The 16,405-nt window shown below is 65.2% G+C and carries 12 protein-coding genes; 3 read left to right on the forward strand and 9 right to left on the reverse strand.

Translation table 11 applies throughout. The annotated features are described in order from the left end of the window. Positions 1 to 48: 48 nt before the first annotated feature. The 9 genes from IVB07_RS34155 to IVB07_RS34195 form a co-directional block, all read right to left on the reverse strand. Entirely contained in the window at positions 49 to 642 is a 594-nt protein-coding gene (locus IVB07_RS34155) for a GNAT family N-acetyltransferase (RefSeq protein WP_018454707.1), read from the reverse strand. A gap of 94 nt (positions 643 to 736) precedes the next feature. Then, a complete protein-coding gene (locus IVB07_RS34160) occupies positions 737 to 3,184 on the reverse strand; it encodes a penicillin acylase family protein (protein WP_247364129.1) in 2,448 nt (815 codons plus the stop codon). 46 nt (positions 3,185 to 3,230) lie between these two features. Then, positions 3,231 to 4,733 carry a glycerol kinase GlpK gene (gene glpK, locus IVB07_RS34165; RefSeq protein WP_018454709.1) on the reverse strand — a complete coding sequence of 501 codons (1,503 nt, stop codon included), beginning with the start codon at positions 4,731 to 4,733 and terminating at the stop codon, positions 3,231 to 3,233. Between the two features lie 356 nt (positions 4,734 to 5,089). Continuing rightward, positions 5,090 to 5,863: a glucose 1-dehydrogenase gene (locus tag IVB07_RS34170; protein WP_085351716.1), complete on the reverse strand. Its 774-nt coding sequence runs from the start codon at positions 5,861 to 5,863 to the stop codon at positions 5,090 to 5,092. 150 nt (positions 5,864 to 6,013) lie between these two features. Continuing rightward, positions 6,014 to 7,156 carry a pimeloyl-CoA dehydrogenase small subunit gene (gene pimD / locus IVB07_RS34175; protein WP_018454711.1) on the reverse strand — a complete coding sequence of 381 codons (1,143 nt, stop codon included), beginning with the start codon at positions 7,154 to 7,156 and terminating at the stop codon, positions 6,014 to 6,016. A 132-nt stretch (positions 7,157 to 7,288) separates the two neighbouring features. Next, a complete protein-coding gene (gene pimC / locus IVB07_RS34180; RefSeq protein ID WP_018454712.1) occupies positions 7,289 to 8,479 on the reverse strand; it encodes a pimeloyl-CoA dehydrogenase large subunit in 1,191 nt (396 codons plus the stop codon). Between the two features lie 155 nt (positions 8,480 to 8,634). Further along, on the reverse strand, positions 8,635 to 9,822 hold the full coding sequence (locus IVB07_RS34185) for an acetyl-CoA C-acyltransferase (protein ID WP_247294166.1): 1,188 nt from the start codon (positions 9,820 to 9,822) through the stop codon (positions 8,635 to 8,637). Beyond that, positions 9,819 to 11,513: a dicarboxylate--CoA ligase PimA gene (pimA, locus tag IVB07_RS34190; protein WP_018454714.1), complete on the reverse strand. Its 1,695-nt coding sequence runs from the start codon at positions 11,511 to 11,513 to the stop codon at positions 9,819 to 9,821. The genes IVB07_RS34185 and pimA overlap by 4 nt, the downstream gene beginning before the upstream one ends. Before the next feature lie 217 nt (positions 11,514 to 11,730). Next, a complete protein-coding gene (locus tag IVB07_RS34195; protein WP_247294167.1) occupies positions 11,731 to 13,827 on the reverse strand; it encodes a 3-hydroxyacyl-CoA dehydrogenase NAD-binding domain-containing protein in 2,097 nt (698 codons plus the stop codon). Between the two features lie 127 nt (positions 13,828 to 13,954). On the opposite strand from IVB07_RS34195, the gene IVB07_RS34200 reads away from it, so the two are divergent. The 3 genes from IVB07_RS34200 to IVB07_RS34210 all read left to right on the forward strand — a co-directional run bounded on the left by IVB07_RS34200 (position 13,955) and on the right by IVB07_RS34210 (position 16,395). After that, complete coding sequence (locus tag IVB07_RS34200) at positions 13,955 to 14,821, forward strand: IclR family transcriptional regulator (protein ID WP_018458483.1); 867 nt, start codon at positions 13,955 to 13,957, stop codon at positions 14,819 to 14,821. Positions 14,822 to 14,887: 66 nt separating this feature from the next. Beyond that, complete coding sequence (locus IVB07_RS34205; RefSeq protein ID WP_007599710.1) at positions 14,888 to 15,685, forward strand: ABC transporter ATP-binding protein; 798 nt, start codon at positions 14,888 to 14,890, stop codon at positions 15,683 to 15,685. After that, entirely contained in the window at positions 15,682 to 16,395 is a 714-nt protein-coding gene (locus IVB07_RS34210) for an ABC transporter ATP-binding protein (protein ID WP_007599709.1), read from the forward strand. Before IVB07_RS34205 ends, IVB07_RS34210 begins: the two co-directional genes overlap by 4 nt. The last annotated feature ends 10 nt before the right edge of the window (positions 16,396 to 16,405 follow it).

Below are 16,405 nucleotides of genomic sequence, written 5' to 3' on the forward strand. Positions count from 1 at the left end.
CTTCGTCGCAAGGGCTCCTCGCAATGACGGCGGAGAGGCAGCTGCTACCTATTCGATGATCGGCACATGCTTTGCCGCGGACCGCGGCGCCGTGCCATCGAGCCGCGGGTCGTCGGCGATCTCGATCTGGCGGCGGAACGGACGGAAGCCCGAGCGCTGGTAGAATGCGACGGCGGACGGATGGTCGAACGTGCAGGTGTGCACCCAGACGCGGGACAGGTCGCGTGACCATGCGAGCTCAAGCGCGCGGTTCATCATAAAGCGGGCGGCACCGCTGCCGATCAGTTTTGCGGTGACACCGAAATACACCAGCTCGCATTGGCCGGCCTCGCGAAAGTCCAGCTCCAGCAGGCCCTCATCGTGGCCGTCCACGACAAGCGCATATACCTCGACGCCCGGTGCATGGATGATTGCGGCGAGCTCGCCGTCGTTCATGCGCGCCCGCGAAAACCACAGCCACTCCTCGCCGACGCGGCGATGGAGGTCGCGATACCAATGAAGCGCGGGAGTATCGACCTTGCGCAGGGTCCATGCGCCAAGAGGATTGTCACGCAGCGGCGGACGCGCTGTCATCTCGAGATGCGTGACGACGGCAGCGATCTTGCTGGCGGGAATGTCGGAATAGCCGTCGGGGAGGATCATGGGATGCGTCCCTTAGAAGCTGAACGCCGGCAACACATTCCGGGTCGTCCTGGCGAAAGCCTGGACGACGGCGGGATTTCTGGATACGCCTCATTCACCGCGGCGTCAGCGTGATCGCCTCCGCCGTTGCAGCCTCGACCGCGGCGCGGCTGTAGAGCAGCGGCACATACTGGCCGGTCGCCCAGAGCGGCGCGAGGTCGCGATAATGGCCGCTGAAGGGATCGCCCGACTGGCCCGGTGTGTTGATGGTGCGGCTCGCATCCCAATTGCCGACGTCGAGCACCATGCGGAACGATGCGCCAGCGAACAGCTGATAATCGGTGCGGCGATAGGTGGCCGCGCGCGGCACGTTGGCGGCGCCGCCGTAGGCCAGCGGACCGACCGAGAGCTGAGCGGCCGTCGCCTTGTCGGCCAGCGGCATCAGAGCATGGTCGAATTTTGCGACGTGCAGGCGGCCCCAGCGCCAGGTTGAGGAATCGGCCCCGAGCTTGGCTGTGACATCGGCCACCGCGGCGCCGAGGCTGTCGCGCAGGATCTGGTCGCGCGCGGTGGCGGGATCGGAGCCAAACGACGCGTCCGGAGATTCCAGAAAGGCGACAAGCGCCGAAATGCTGGACGCCTCCGGCGCGATCAGGTCGGCAGCCTTGGGCGCCGTGGTCTTCAGCAGTACCGGTCCAAGATGATTGGAGATCCAGACCTCGAACACCGCAGCAGCGGCATTGTCGGCGGCATCACGGGCGTCCCAAGGCTTGAGCAGTTCGAGGCCCTTCTTCACGTTGGCATCGTCCGAAGTGAGCGGCTGCAACAGCTTGACCAGCCGCCGGCCCAGCATCGTGGTGTCGTCGTTCTGCAGATCCATGGCATCGGCCATCGTCACCTTGCTGTTGGCCTTCAGGACCTCGGTGATGCGCTGCCAGCGCGCACTGTCCGCCCATTCGAAGCCGACCTTGCGCTCGCTGACGGGATAATCCGCCGGCAGGTTCATCTGGTTGGCGGTGGCGAGAAAGCCCTGCTTGGGCTGATAGGTCTTGGGCAGTTCGTCGAGCGAGAGAAAACCCTGCCATTCGTAGCGGCCGTCGCCGGGCACCGGCATCAGGCCATCATAGTTGGCGCGCCGCGGCGTCTTGCCGGCGGCGACCCAGCCGATATTGCCCTTGGTGTCCGCATAGACCTGATTCTCCGACGGCGCGCCCCAGCGCCGCATGGCGCCGAGGAATCCGTTCCAGTCCTTCGCGGTCATGTAGTCGGAGGAGCCGAAATAGGCCGAGGTGCCGGGCTCGAACCAGATCGAGCGGACGGCGAAGGCCCGCTTGTTGGCGTCGTCGACGTAGATCACCGGACCATGCCGGGTGAATTTCAGCTCGAGATCGCGATCGCTCTCGCCTTTCACCTGCTCTTTCTCGTGGACGATGCGCATGTCCTCCCAGCCAGCGCCATAGCGGTACTGGTTGGGATTCTGCGGATTGAGCTCGTAGATGTAGAGGTCTTCCTGGTCGACGTTGAAGATGGTGAGACCGAAGGCGATGGTGCCGTTGTGGCCGATGGAGATGCCGGGCAGCGCGGGCTCGCCCGCGCCGATCACGGAGAGGCCGGGCGCATTGAGGCCGACGATGTAGCGCAGCGAGGGCACGCTGTGCTCGCGATGCGGATCGTTGGCGAGGATCGGACGCCCAGTCGCGGTCCGTGACGCCGCGATCACCCAATTGTTGGAGCCGATGGTGTCGCGTTGCAGGTCGGCCTCGGTGAGGTACTTGTCGGGATCGTGCGCGAGTGCGGCCTGGCGATCTTTCGGCGCGGCAAAGGCGACCGGGCGCGTCGCCAGATCGTAGGGCGCCAGCACCGCCTTCGGCACGCTGCAGGGATCGAGACCATCTGGAATTTTCGTCGTCCACGCCGGCTCGAGCTTGACGCGAAACCGATCGGCATCGAGGCCTGCCGCGCAGGCGACCAAGGAGCGCTTGACCTCGGAGGCGACATTGCGCGTCAGGCCGTGGCTGCGGATGCGGACGATGTCATCCGCCGTCCACGCATCCGGCATCGTGCCGGCGATCCTGAACTCGATCGGCAGCGGGCGCTTGCCCGCGCGCACATCGGCGACGTAGGCGTTGACCCCGGCGACGAATGCCTCCGCATAGGTCTTCCCCTTGGGGCCGTAAGCCGCCCATTCCGCATTCATATCGCCGCGATAAAGAAAGAGACGCAGCGCCTTGTCCTGTTCGGCATAGGCCGGGCCGAAATCCTTGGCCAGCAGACCAAGCCCTCGCTTGCGCCAAAGATCGATCTGCCAGAGCCGGTCGCGCGCGGCGTTAAAGCCTTGCAGGAAGAACAGGTCGTGCTCATTGCCGGCATAGATGTGGGGGATACCCCAGACATCGACCAGAATCTGCGCGGGAGCATCGAGACCGGCGACGTCGGTCTTGACCTGCCGCGCGCTGCCGAGCGGGTCCGGCTTCTCACGCGCGAGGGAGGTCGAGGTGAGCAGCGCGGCGCAGATCGCGGCGCCGCAGAGCTTTTGGACGACCCGGTTGAAATCCGTGTTCATTGTCGTTTCTCCCGTTTGTTGTTGTTGGGCGCGTCGTGCGCGCCCGTTATTCGCCCTCGTCGCTCGCGAGCACGCCCTTCACCGCCCTCGTCCATCCCGCAAGCTTCCGCTCGCGCGTCGCCTGGCTCATGTTGGGCTTGAAGCGGTGCTCCAGCCGCCAGTTATCGGCGAATTTGGTCGGCTCGGGATAGACGCCGGCCTCGAGGCCGGCAAGATAGGCGGCGCCAAGTGCCGTCGTCTCCTGGATCACGGGGCGATCGACCGGCGCATCGAGCAGGTCAGCGAGGCGCTGCATGGTCCAGTCGGATGCGGTCATGCCGCCATCGACGCGGAGCACGACGCTTGCCACCTCCGAGCTCGGCCAGTCGGCGCGCATTGCGGCCCAGAGATCAAAGGTCTGGTAGCAGACGCTTTCCAGGGCGGCGTGGGCAAGCTCGGCCGGGCCGGTGTTGCGGGTGAGGCCGAACAGGGCGCCGCGCACGCGCGGATTCCAGTACGGCGCGCCCATGCCGACGAAGGCCGGGACGAGATAGACGCTCTGCATGGAGTCCGACTGATCGGCGAGAGGTCCGGTCTCGGCGGCATGCTTGATGATGCCGAGGCCGTCGCGCAGCCACTGCACTGCCGAACCTGCGACGAAGATCGAGCCTTCGAGCGCATAGGTGCGCTTGCCCCCGAGCTGGTAGGCGATGGTGGTGAGCAGCTTGTTCTTCGAGGCCACGGGCGTGGTGCCGGTGTTGAGCAGGGCGAAGCAGCCGGTGCCGTAAGTCGATTTCATCATCCCCGGACGGAAGCAGGCCTGGCCGATGGTCGCGGCCTGCTGGTCGCCGGCGATGCCGCAGATCGCAATGGCGCCGCCGAACAAATCCGGCGTGCTCTCGCCGAAACGGGCGGAGGAATCCTTCACCTCGGGCAGCATCGAGCGCGGCACGCCGATGATCTCCAAGAGCTCGTCGTCCCACTGGCCGGTGTGGATGTTGAACAGCAGCGTGCGCGAGGCGTTGGTGGCGTCGGTGGCGTGGACCTTGCCGCCGGTGAGACGCCAAAGCAGATAGCAATCGACGGTGCCGAACATCAATTCGCCGCGCGCGGCGCGCGCCCGTGCGCCGGGGACGTGGTCGAGAATCCAGGCGACCTTGGTGCCGGAGAAATAGGGGTCGATGATCAGGCCGGTCTTCTGCGAGATCACGGGCTCGCGGCCGTCGGCTTTCAGCTTGGCGCAGATGTCGGCGGTGCGGCGGTCCTGCCAGACGATGGCGCGGTGCACGGCCTGCCCGGTGGCGCGGTCCCACACCACGGTGGTCTCGCGCTGGTTGGTGATGCCGATCGCGGCGATGTCCTTTGCGCCGATGCCGGCCTGCGCGATCGCGTCGCGGCAGACCGTCACGGTCGAGGTCCAGATGTCCTCGGGCTCGTGCTCGACCCAACCCGAGGCAGGGAAATGCTGCGGAAACTCGGCCTGCGCCTTCGCCGCAATGGAAATGTCGCCGCGAAACACGATCGCGCGCGAGGAGGTGGTGCCCTGGTCGATGGCGAGGACGAAAGACATGGAAGCAAACCTTGGGGTTTCTTTGGCGTTTTCCCGGCGTTGTCCGGTGAGGGGCTATTGTGTTTCGCCAAAGGGAGCGGATTAGGGCGGGAAGGTCAAGACGGCTGTCCTCCCACCCTCCCCTGGAGGGCAGGGTGGGCTCGCATGCAGCGAAGCGGAACGCGAACCGGGGCGGGGTGACAGACTATCCGCGAACTTGATGAGCAGCAGCCGTCTCGTCGACGCAAGCGATACCGCCTTTGCGGCTTCACCCCACCCCGCCTCGCGTTGCGCTCTGGGCAACACGAAGCGACCCTCCCCCTCTAGCGGAGGAAAAGTGAAGCGCGCCCGGCGTACAATTGCAAGTAGAGCAGAAGTTACGGCGCCGCCGTGGTCACGCCGCCGTCGATGACGATCGTTTGTCCCGTCATGAAGCTCGACGCGTCGGAGGCGAGGTAGGCCACTGCGCCTGCGATTTCGTCGGGTTCGCCGATACGGCGGAGCGGCGTGGTGGCCGTGCGGCGTTTCAGATTCGCTTCGTCTTCCCACAGCGCGCGGGCGAAGTCGGTCTTGACGAGGCCGGGCGCGATGCAGTTGACGCGGACGCCTTTCGGGCCCCATTCGCCGGCGAGCGAACGACACAGCGCGAAGTCGGCGGCTTTCGAGATGCCGTAGGCGCCGATCACGGTCGAACCGCGCAAGCCCCCGATCGAGGAGATGATGACGACTGAGCCGTTGCCGCGGTCGGCCATCTGCGGGATCGCAAGCGCGGAGAGCCAGATGTTGCTCTTGACGTTGCTGCCCATGATCTTGTCGAAGGCCTCGTCGGTGATGTCGAGCAGCGGGCCGTAATACGGGTTGACCGCGGCGTTGCAGACGAGGATGTCGATCTTGCCGTAATGCTTGATCGTGCCCGCGATCAGCGCCTCGACCTCCTGCTTGCGCGCGATGTTGCAGGGGATGACGGTGGCCTCGCCGCCGGCCGCCTTGATGCCGTCGGCGACTGCCTTGCAGGCATCGGCCTTGCGCGAGGAGACCACCACTTTGGCGCCGAGCTTTGCGAGCAGCTCGGCGGAGGAGCGGCCGATGCCGCGGCTGGAGCCGGTGACCACGGCGACCTTGCCGGTGAGATCGAACGGGGTGTTCTTCATTGTTGTTGGGCTCCGTTGAGGCCACTTGTTCAGACGTCATCGCCCGGCTTACCCGGGCGATCCAGTATTCCAGAGACGGCGCGGCTAGAACCGAGAAGCCGCAGCGTACTGGATCCCCCGCCTGCGCGGGGGATGACAGCGACCTTGTAGCTAGATCAACCCGCCACCGTCCGCCACGCGGCGCTGGTGGTAGTCGGTGTCGCCGAACGAGTTCTCGATCATGGTCAGGCGCTTGAAGTAATGGCCGATCTTCGCCTCCATGGTCATGCCGATGCCGCCGTGGAGCTGGATCGCCTGCTGTCCCACGAACTTCAGCGACTTGCCGATCTGCACCTTGGCCGCGGCAATAGCGTTGCTGCGCTCCTTGGCGTCCTGGAAATCGCCCGCCATGGTCGCGAACATCGACATCGATCGCGCCTGCTCGGTGGCGACGAACATGTCAGAGGCGCGGTGCTGCAGCGACTGGAACGAGCCGATCGGCACCCCGAACTGCTTGCGCGTCTTGATGTACTCGACCGTGGTCTTGAGCGATTCGTCCATCAGGCCGACCGCTTCGGCGCAGAGCGCGATGCGAGCTTCGTCGACCACACGCTCGATCAGCGTGAGCGAATCGTCGGGATTGCCGAGCACGGCATCGGCACCGATTTCGACGCCGGTGAAGGTGATGTCGGCGGCGTGCAGGCCGTCCTGGGTCGGGTACGACTTCTTGGCGACGCCCTTGGCGTCGGCCGGCACCAGGAACACGCCGATGCCGCTCTTGTCGCGGCGCTCGCCCCTAGTGCGCGCGGTCACGATGAGGGTATCTGCATTCTCGCCGTTGAGCACGACGAACTTCTCGCCGTCGATGACCCAACCGTCGCCCTTCTTCTTCGCCGTCGTGGTGACGTCGAAGAGATCGTAGCGCGAGTTCTTCTCGAGCTGGGCAAAGGCGAGCGTCTTGCTGCCGTCTACGATGCCGGGTACATGCGCGGCCTTCTGCGCATCGCTGCCCGCATGGCGCAGGAAGCCGCCGCCGATCACGACGGTTGCGAGGTAAGGCTCGAGCACCAGTGCCTTGCCGAGCGCCTCCATCACGATCATGGTCTCGACGCCGCCGCCGCCGAAGCCGCCATCGGCCTCCGCGAAGGGCAGACCGAGCAGGCCCTGCTCGGCGAGCTTGCCCCAGACCGCTTTGCTCCAGCCGCCCTTCTCCTTCATGTACTTCTTGCGGCTCTCGAAATCGTAGGAATCGGTCAAGAGGCCGTCGATGCTTTCCTTGAGAAGCCGCTGCTCCTCGTTCAGATCAAAATCCATGTTCTTTGCTCTCCGGTATCGATTTCGTCATGCCCGGCCTTATGCCGGGCATCCACGTTCTTTCGTGGCGCTAGGCGTGGATGGCCGGGTCAGGCCCGGCCGTGACGGTGAGTGCGTGTTGATGGTGTACGATCAAAGCCCCAGCACCGCCTTGGCGATGATGTTGCGCTGGATCTCGTTGGAGCCGCCGTAGATCGAGACCTTGCGGTTGTTGAAATAGCTCGGCGCGATCTGGGCGGTCCAGTCCATGGCTTCGTTCGAGCCGTCGTCGCCGTGCACGTCATAGGGTGCCGCGAACGGGCCGATCACCTCCATCAGCAGCTCGGTGGTGGTCTGCTGGATCTCGGAGCCCTTGATCTTCAGCACCGAGGAAGCCGGATTGGGCTTGCCTTTGCCGTGCTTGCCTTCGTCGGCGACGACGCGGAGCTGGGTGAGTTCGAGCGCCTTGAGCTCGATCTCGCAGGCCGCGAGCTTGTCGCGGAAGGCCGCGTCCTGAATGATCGGCTTGCCGCCGGATTCGACCTTGGAGGCGAGATCGCGGATGCGGCGGAGCCGCTCCTTGGAGACGCCGACCCGCGCGATGCCGGTGCGCTCATTGCCGAGCAGGAATTTCGCGTAATCCCAGCCCTTGTTCTCCTCGCCGATCAGGTTCTCGATGGGCACTTCGACGTCGTCGAAGAACACCTCGTTGACCTCGGCGCCGCCGTCGATGGTCTGGATCGGGCGCACCGTGACGCCCTTCGACTTCATCGAGAACACGATGAAGGAGATGCCCATCTGCTTCTTGGCGGACGGGTCGGTGCGGCAGAGGCAGAAGATCATGTCGGCGTGCTGGGCGAGCGTGGTCCAGGTCTTCTGGCCGTTGATGATCCACTTGTCGCCCTTGCGCTCGGCCTTCGTCTTCAGCGAGGCGAGGTCGGAGCCGGAGCCGGGCTCGGAGAAGCCCTGGCACCACCAGTCGTCGACATTGGCGATGCGCGGCAGATACTGCTTCTTCTGCTCTTCATTGCCGAAGGTGTAGATGACGGGACCCACCATGCTGACGCCGAAGGCGAGCGGCTGCGGCGCCGGATAGGACTGCAGCTCCTCGTTGAAGATATAGTGCTGCACGGAGGTCCAGCCGGTGCCGCCATATTGCTTGGGCCAGTGGCTGACGCCCCAGCCCTTCTTGTTGAGGATGCGCCACCACGTCACCATCTCGTCCTTCGAGAGGTGGCGGCCCTCGACCAGCTTGCGCCGCGTATCCGGCGGCACGTTGTCGCGGAAGAATGACCGCACTTCCTCGCGAAACGCCTGCTCTTCTTTCGTGAATGCGAGATCCATCGGATCCTCCTGTGAATGTGTCGTCCCGGCGAAGGCCGGGACCCATAACCACCGGCCTTCGTTGGTTTGCGAAGGCCATTGTTGTTCGCGTGCCACACTCCTGCTGCGGAGTATGGGTCCCGGCTTTCGCCGGGACGACGGTTACTGGACGACGGCTACTGCAACACCTCGAAAAGCCCCGCCGCGCCCATGCCGCCGCCGACGCACATGGTGACGACCGCGTACTTCGCCTTGCGGCGGCGGCCTTCAATCAGAGCGTGGCCGGTGAGGCGCGCGCCCGACATGCCGTAGGGATGGCCCACCGCGATCGCGCCGCCGTCGACATTGATCTTGTCGGGGTCGATGCCGAGCTTGTCGCGGCAATACAGCACCTGCACCGCGAAAGCTTCGTTCAGCTCCCACAGGCCGATGTCGTCGACGGTCAGGCCATGACGCTTGAGCAGGCGCGGCACGGCGAATACCGGGCCGATGCCCATCTCGTCCGGCTCGCAGCCGGCGGAGACGAAGCCGCGGAAGATGCCGAGCGGGTTCAGCCCGCGCTTTGCCGCTTCCTTGTCGCTCATGATCACGCTCGCGCTGGCGCCGTCCGAAAGCTGGCTGGCATTGCCGGCGGTGACCGAAAATCCCTCGCCACGGACGGCCTTGAGGCCGGCGAGGCCTTCTGCGGTGGTCTCGGGGCGCGGGCCCTCGTCCTGCGACAGCGTGACGTCCTTGAACGAGACTGCACCGGTGGCCTTGTCGGTCACCGCCATCCTGGTGGTGATCGGCGCGAGCTCATCCTTGAACTTTCCGCCCTGCTGCGCCGCGGCGGTGCGGCGCTGGCTCTCCAGCGAATATTCGTCCTGCTTTTCGCGCGAGATGCCGTAGCGCTTGGCGACGATCTCGGCGGTGTCGATCATGGGCATGTAGACCTCGCCCTTGATCTCGAGCAGCGCCGGGTCCTGCGCGTGGAAGCCGTTCATCTTGTCGTTCTGCACCAGCGAGATGGACTCGCCGCCACCGCCGACCGCGATCTCGACACCGTCGAAGATCACCGAACGCGCGGCGAGCGCGATCGCCTGCAGGCCCGAGGCGCATTGCCGGTCGATAGTGGTGCCGGCGACGGTGACGGGGAGACCGGCACGGAGCAGCGCCTTGCGCGCGATGTTGCCGCCGGTCGCGCCCTGCTGGAGTGCTGCGCCCATCACGACGTCCTCGACCTCCTTGGGGTCGATCTTGGCGCGCGCGACGGCCTCGCCGATGGCGTGGCCGAGCAGCGTTGCGCCCTCGGTGGCGTTGAGCGCGCCGCGATAGGCCTTCCCGATCGGGGTGCGGGCGGTGGAAACGATGACGGCGTCGGTCAAGCGCGATCTCCTGATGCAAGTCGGGTGGCAAGTTGGGCGGATTGTGACGGTTTCTGCCGCTGGCGCAATTCGTGGCGCGACAGCTTTCCGACCGGCGTGCGCGGCAGATCGTGGACGAATTCGACCTCCGCCGGCAATTCGTGCTTGCCGAGCTTGCCGGCGAGCTGAGCGCGCAGCTCGTCGAGCGAGAACGGCTTTGCATCCGTCTTCAGCTTGATGAAGGCTTTGGCGGCCTCGCCGCGGTACTGGTCGGGAATACCGAGCACGATCACCTCGTGCACGCCTGGTATGGTATAGATCGCCTGCTCGATCATCTGCGGATAGACGTTGAAGCCGCCAGAGATGATCATGTCCTTCTTGCGGTCGACCAGGAAGAAATAGCCGTCGGTATCGACATAGCCGATGTCGCCGGTGAGGAAGCGGCCGTCGACGAAGGCCTCCGCGGATCCTTCGGGCTTATTCCAGTAGCCTTTGGTGACGTTCGGGCCCTTGATGCGAATCTCGCCGACTTCGCCCGGCGGCAGCACCTTCGAGGGATCGTCCAGGGAAACGACGTCGAGCTCGATGCCGGGCAGCATCAGGCCGATCGAGCCGGGCTTATCGGGACCTGTAGGCGGATGGCCGGTGCCGGGCGAGCAGGTCTCGGTCATGCCCCAGCCGCTGCGGAGCTTCTTGCCGACTTTGCGCTCGAAGAAACTCGCGATCTCCACCGGCAGCGGCGCGCCCCCGGAGCCGATCGTCGCCAGCGAGGAGAAATCGCGCTTGTCGAGATCGGGAAGGGCTGCGATCGCGATCCACATCGTCGGCACGCCGGGAAAGTAGGTTGCGCGCTTGATTTCGATGTCGCGCATCACCGCTTCGACGTCAAAACGCTGATGCAGCGAGATCAGATTGCCGCGCCTGAGCGAGGACAGCAGCACGACGGTGAGCGCATAGATGTGGAACAGCGGCAGCACGCAGATCACGCGCTCGACGACGTCGCCACGCGTCGCGCGCGACGGCTTGCCCCAGACGTCGTAGATCGACACGGCCGAGGTGAGATTGCCGTGGGTCAGCATCGCGCCTTTGGGCAAGCCGGTGGTGCCACCGGTATATTGCAGCAGCGCGACATCGTCGGCGCTCACTTGCGGCCACTCTGCCGGCGCGGTGGCGCCCTCGACAAAGGCCTTGAAGGTGACGATGCGGGGATCGCTGGGGATCGCAGCCTGCGGCGTGCCGACCTTACCCCAATTATCGTCCTCGCAGACCACCAGGCGGTCGATCAGGCCCTTCTCCAGGAATTTCAGCGCGGTCGGCAGCAACGCCGCCAGGTTAGAGGTGACGAGCAGGCGCGAACCGGAATCGGAGACCTTGTGCGTCAGCGCGATCTCGCCGTCGAGCGGTGAGAGATGCGCGACGCGGGCGCCGGCCTTCAGCGCGCCGAAGAAATTGACGGGATGGTCCGGCGTATTGCCGAGGAACAGCGCGACCGAACTGTTCTTGCCGTAGCCGGCGCGCAGGAAGGCGGCGGCTGCGCGCTCAGCCATCGCGGCGAGTTCGCTGTAGGTAATCGGATGGTCGCGGAATTCCAGCGCGGTGCGCGGGCCGTACTCGGCGGCGGCTTTTGCCAGCAGATCAGGCAGCGTGCCCTGGACGATGGTGTCGTCCCAGCGCACGCCCTCGGGATAAAACTGTTCGCCGGGATGGGTCATTAGGGGTCGTTACTCTGCAAGGCGGCCGCGACGATACCGTGTGAGGTGGGCACAAGCGGACCGGCTCCCTTCCCCCTTGTGGGGAAAGGTTGGGGAAGGAGGTGGCCACAAACGCCGGCGCCCGGGCCTGCCCCCGTCCCTGACCCTCCCCCACAACGGGGGAGGGAACGGAGAGAGCGTTGCCCGGGACGAGACATCACAGCCACCGCCAATCCAATCACGCCGCTTTCGAGCCCGCCGCGAGCGAGGCGAAGGTCTTGCCTTCGGCCGCGAGCTTCTTCAGCAGCGGCGCGGGCTCGAGGCTCGGATCGTTGGTCTCCTTGGCGTAGAAGGAGAGCCGATCGGCGATGTGCTTGAGGCCGACGGTGTCGGCCCAGAACATCGGGCCGCCGCGGTAGATCGGCCAGCCATAGCCATAGAGCCAGACCACGTCGATATCGGACGGGCGCGCGGCAATGCCCTCTTCCAGGATCTTCGCGCCCTCGTTGATCATCGGGTACATCATGCGCTCGAGGATCTCATCGTCGCTGACGACGCGCTTCTTGCGGCCCAAACGAAGCAGCGTCTCGTCGATCAGCTTCTCGACTTCGGGATCGGGCAGCGCCGAACGGGAGCCGGCTTCGTATTTGTAATAGCCCTTGCCGGTCTTCTGGCCGAAGCGTCCGGCTTCGCAGAGCGCATCCGCGATCTCCGACTTGATGCCGCGGTCCTTGCGCGAGCGCCAGCCGATGTCGAGGCCGGCGAGGTCACCCATCGCGAACGGCCCCATCGGCATGCCGAACTTCGTCACGACGGCGTCGACCTGCTGCGGAAGCGCGCCTTCGAACAGCAGTTTCTCGGACTGCTTGCCGCGCTGGGCCAGCATGCGGTTGCCGACAAAGCCGTCGCAGACGCCGACCACGGCCGGCACTTTTGCGATTTTGCGCGCGATCGAGACCGCCGTCACAAGGGCATCCGGCGCGGTCTTGTCGGCGCGCACGATCTCGCACAATTTCATGACGTTGGCGGGAGAGAAGAAGTGCATGCCGAGCACGTCCTGCGGACGCTTGGTCGACTTCGCGATCTCGTCGATGTTCAGGTAGGAGGTGTTGGAGGCGAGCACGGCGCCCGGCTTGACGTACTGGTCGAGCTTGCCGAACACTTCCTTTTTCACTGCCATGGTCTCGAACACGGCTTCGATGACGAGGTCGGCGTCGCCGACGTTCTCGATGCCCACGACGCCGTTGATCAGCGCCATGCGCTTCGCGGGCGCATCCGCCGGGATGCCGCCCCGTGCCGCGGTCGCTTCCCAGTTCTTCTGCATGATGCCCATGCCGCGCTTGAGCTGCTCCTCGCCTGTCTCGATCAGGGTGACGGGAATGCCGGCATTGGCAAAGGACATCGCGATGCCACCGCCCATCGTGCCGGCGCCGAGGATGGCGACGCGGTTCACGGGCCGCGGCTTGGTCCCTTCAGGAACGCCGGCGATCTTGCTGGCCTCGCGCTCCGCGAAGAAGGCATAACGCTGCGCCTTGGACTGATCGCTGGCGACGAGCTTCAGGAAGCCCTCGCGCTCCTTCTTCAGACCTTCGTCGAACGGCAGGTCGATGGCGTAGCCGACGGCGTCGGCCGCCGCGAACGGCGCTTCCAGGCCGCGCGACTTCTTGGTCATGGCGGCGACCGCATTGGTGAAGATCGAGCGGTCGGCCTTGGCCGCCGCGATCTTGGAGTCGTCGTCACGCAGGCGGCGCAGCGGACGCTTTTCAGCCAGCAGCTTTCGTACGAAGGCTTCGCCACCGGCGGCCGGACCCTCGACGATCTCCTCGATCAGACCGTTCTTCAGCGCTTCCGCCGCTCCGATCGGATCACCGCCGACGATCATCTTGACCGCGAGCTCCGGTCCAACCGCGCGCGGCAGGCGCTGGGTGCCGCCGGCGCCCGGCAGCAGGCCGAGCTTCACCTCGGGGAGGCCGAGCTTGGCTTCCTTCACCGCGACGCGGAAATGACAGGCGAGCGCGACCTCGAGGCCACCGCCGAGCGCGGTGCCGTGGATCGCGGCCACGACCGGCTTCGGTGAATTCTCGATCTCGGAAAGCACGTCGTTAAGGGCGGGCGGCTTCGGCGGCTTGCCGAATTCGGTGATGTCGGCGCCCGCGATGAAGGTGCGGCCGGCACAGGTCAGCACGATGCCCTTGATGGCGGGATCGGCGACCGCGGCCTTGATGCACTCCAGAATTCCGCCACGAACCGCGGCGCTCAGCGCGTTGACCGGAGGGCTGTCGACCGTGACGATCCCGACTTCGTCATGACGCTCAAGCTTGACCACTTCGCTCACGGTGTCCCTCCTTGGTGGGGTAACTTTGTTCAATTTCGCACTGCAGAATTTAATTCCGCATCTTGACGGCAGGGTTATTTTGAAGCACGTGGCTTGTCAACGACTCCGCGCAAGAAGCAGATCAGGGATGAAGCGTACAGGAAAGAAGACAGCGACCGATCGGAATTTCGTCGTCGCGCTTTCCCGCGGACTTGACGTATTGCGCGCATTCCAGCCCAGCGACGGACTTCTTGGCAATCAGGAAATCGCGGCCCGCACCAATTTGCCCAAGCCGACCGTTTCGCGGCTGACCTATACCTTGACCAAGCTCGGCTATCTGACGCCGGTTCCCCGCTTCGAGAAATATCAGCTTGCGCCGGCCGCGATGGCGCTCGGCTACGCCGCGTTGTCCAATCTCGGCGTTCGGCATTTGTCCGAGCCGTTTCGCGAGGAAATGATGCGTGCGACCGGCGGCGCCGTCGCCATCGGCGGCCGCGACCGGCACAGCATGATCTATTTCGGACAGAGCCGTGGCAGCGAGACGGTTGGCGTTCAACTGGACGTCGGCTCCCGCGTGCCGATTGCAACCAGCGCGATGGGCCGCGCCTATTTCTGGGCACTCGACGAAGACAATCGCGCTGAACTGTCTCGTGTCTTGCGCGAACATTACGGCAGCCGCTGGCCCAAGATGCGCGACGGGTTGGAACGCTCCGGCGAGACGGTCGCGAAATATGGATTTGCGATTTCGGTCGGCGACTGGCACGACGACATCGGCGCCGCCGGCGTCGCGCTCAGACTCAACGACGGAACCGGTCCTTACGCATTCAATTGCGGCGCGCCCGCATTCCGCTTCACGGAAGAGCGTTTGATCAACGACATTGGACCGCGTCTGCTTGCGATGGTAAGGAACATCGAAGCGGCACTCGGGGGTCTGATGCCGCATTCCAAAAAAGACGTCAGCAAAAAGCTGAAATCAGGAGGGAAAGTTGCGCGTGTGGCCGAGGGGATCAGATAGCCTTTGTCATCATCGGGAGCGGTTCACATCGCCCCTTCGCTCACTGAACACAGTGGGCGAGACGAGATGACGCAGGCACAGCTCGCGCAGGGGACATCGCCCCTGCTCGCGGTTCGCGACGTCAGCGTCGTGTTCGGCGGCATCGTCGCGCTCAATGGTGTGTCCTTTGACATGCACAAGGGCCAGATCCTCGGCTTGATCGGCCCTAACGGCGCCGGCAAGACCACGCTCTTCAACTGCCTCTCGCGGCTCTACCAGCCGTCGTCCGGCGACATCCTGATGGAGGGCGCGAGCATCCTGACGCGCCCGCCGCACCGGATCGCGGAGATCGGCATCGGCCGCACCTTCCAGAACGTGGCGCTGTTTCCGAATTTGTCGGTGATGGACAATGTCCGCGTCGGCACCCATGCCCGCACCTCCAGCGACATCATCAGCGACTCGCTGCGGCTGGCCTGGGTTCGCCGCAGCGAGAGCGACGTCAACAAGAAGGTGCACGAGATCCTCGCCTATCTCGACCTCGAGGACGTCGCCCACACCGTCGTGTCGGGCCTGCCGTTCGGCACGCAGAAGCGCGTCGAGCTGGCGCGCGCGCTCGCTGCCGATCCGAAGATCCTGCTGCTCGACGAGCCCGCCGGCGGCCTCAACCACGAGGAAGTCTACGTGCTCGGCGACCTCATCCGCCGCATCCGCGACGAACGCCACATGACCGTGCTGCTGGTCGAGCATCACATGGGCCTCGTGATGTCGATCGCCGACCACGTCGTCGCGCTGAATTTCGGCAAGAAGCTCGCGGAAGGCACGCCCGCCCAGGTGCAGGCGGATCCCGACGTCATCAAGGCCTATCTCGGGAGCAAGGACCAATGACGACGCTGCTCAACGTCAAGGACCTGCGCGCTTATTACGGCCAGGTCCAGGCCCTCCACGGTCTGTCCTTCTCGCTCAGCGAGGGATCGCTGACCACGTTGCTGGGGGCCAACGGCGCCGGCAAGACCACCACGCTGCGCGCGATCTGCAACATGGTGCGCTCAACCGGCGGCATCGAGTTCGACGGCAAGCCGCTGAACAACCGCTCCACCGAGAGCATCGTGCGGTTCGGCATCGCCCATGTGCCGCAGGGCCGCGGCACCTTCACCACCATGACGGTGGAGGAAAACCTCCAGCTCGGCGCGATCACCCGCAAGGACAGCGCCGGCATCGTCTCCGACATCGAGCGCATGTATGCGCATTTCCCGGTGCTGAAGCAGCGGCATACCCAACAGGCCGGCACGCTCTCGGGCGGCGAGCAGCAGATGCTGGCGGTCGCCCGCGCCCTGATGCTGCGGCCGCGGCTGATGCTGCTGGACGAGCCTTCGTTCGGCCTGGCGCCGCTGGTGGTGCGCGACCTGTTCGGCATCCTCGGCAAGATCAACCGCGAGGACAAGGTGTCGATCCTGGTGGTCGAGCAGAACGCCCAGCTCGCGCTGGAGCTCGCCGACCAGGCCTATGTGATCGAGACCGGGCGCATCGTGATGTCGGGCAACGCCAAGGACATCGCGAACAACGAAGAAATCCGCAAATCCTACCTGGGTTACTGAGGAGCCGGCA

Origin of the sequence: Bradyrhizobium sp. 172, from assembly GCF_023101065.1 — a bacterium.
GTDB lineage: Bacteria > Pseudomonadota > Alphaproteobacteria > Rhizobiales > Xanthobacteraceae > Bradyrhizobium > Bradyrhizobium canariense_D.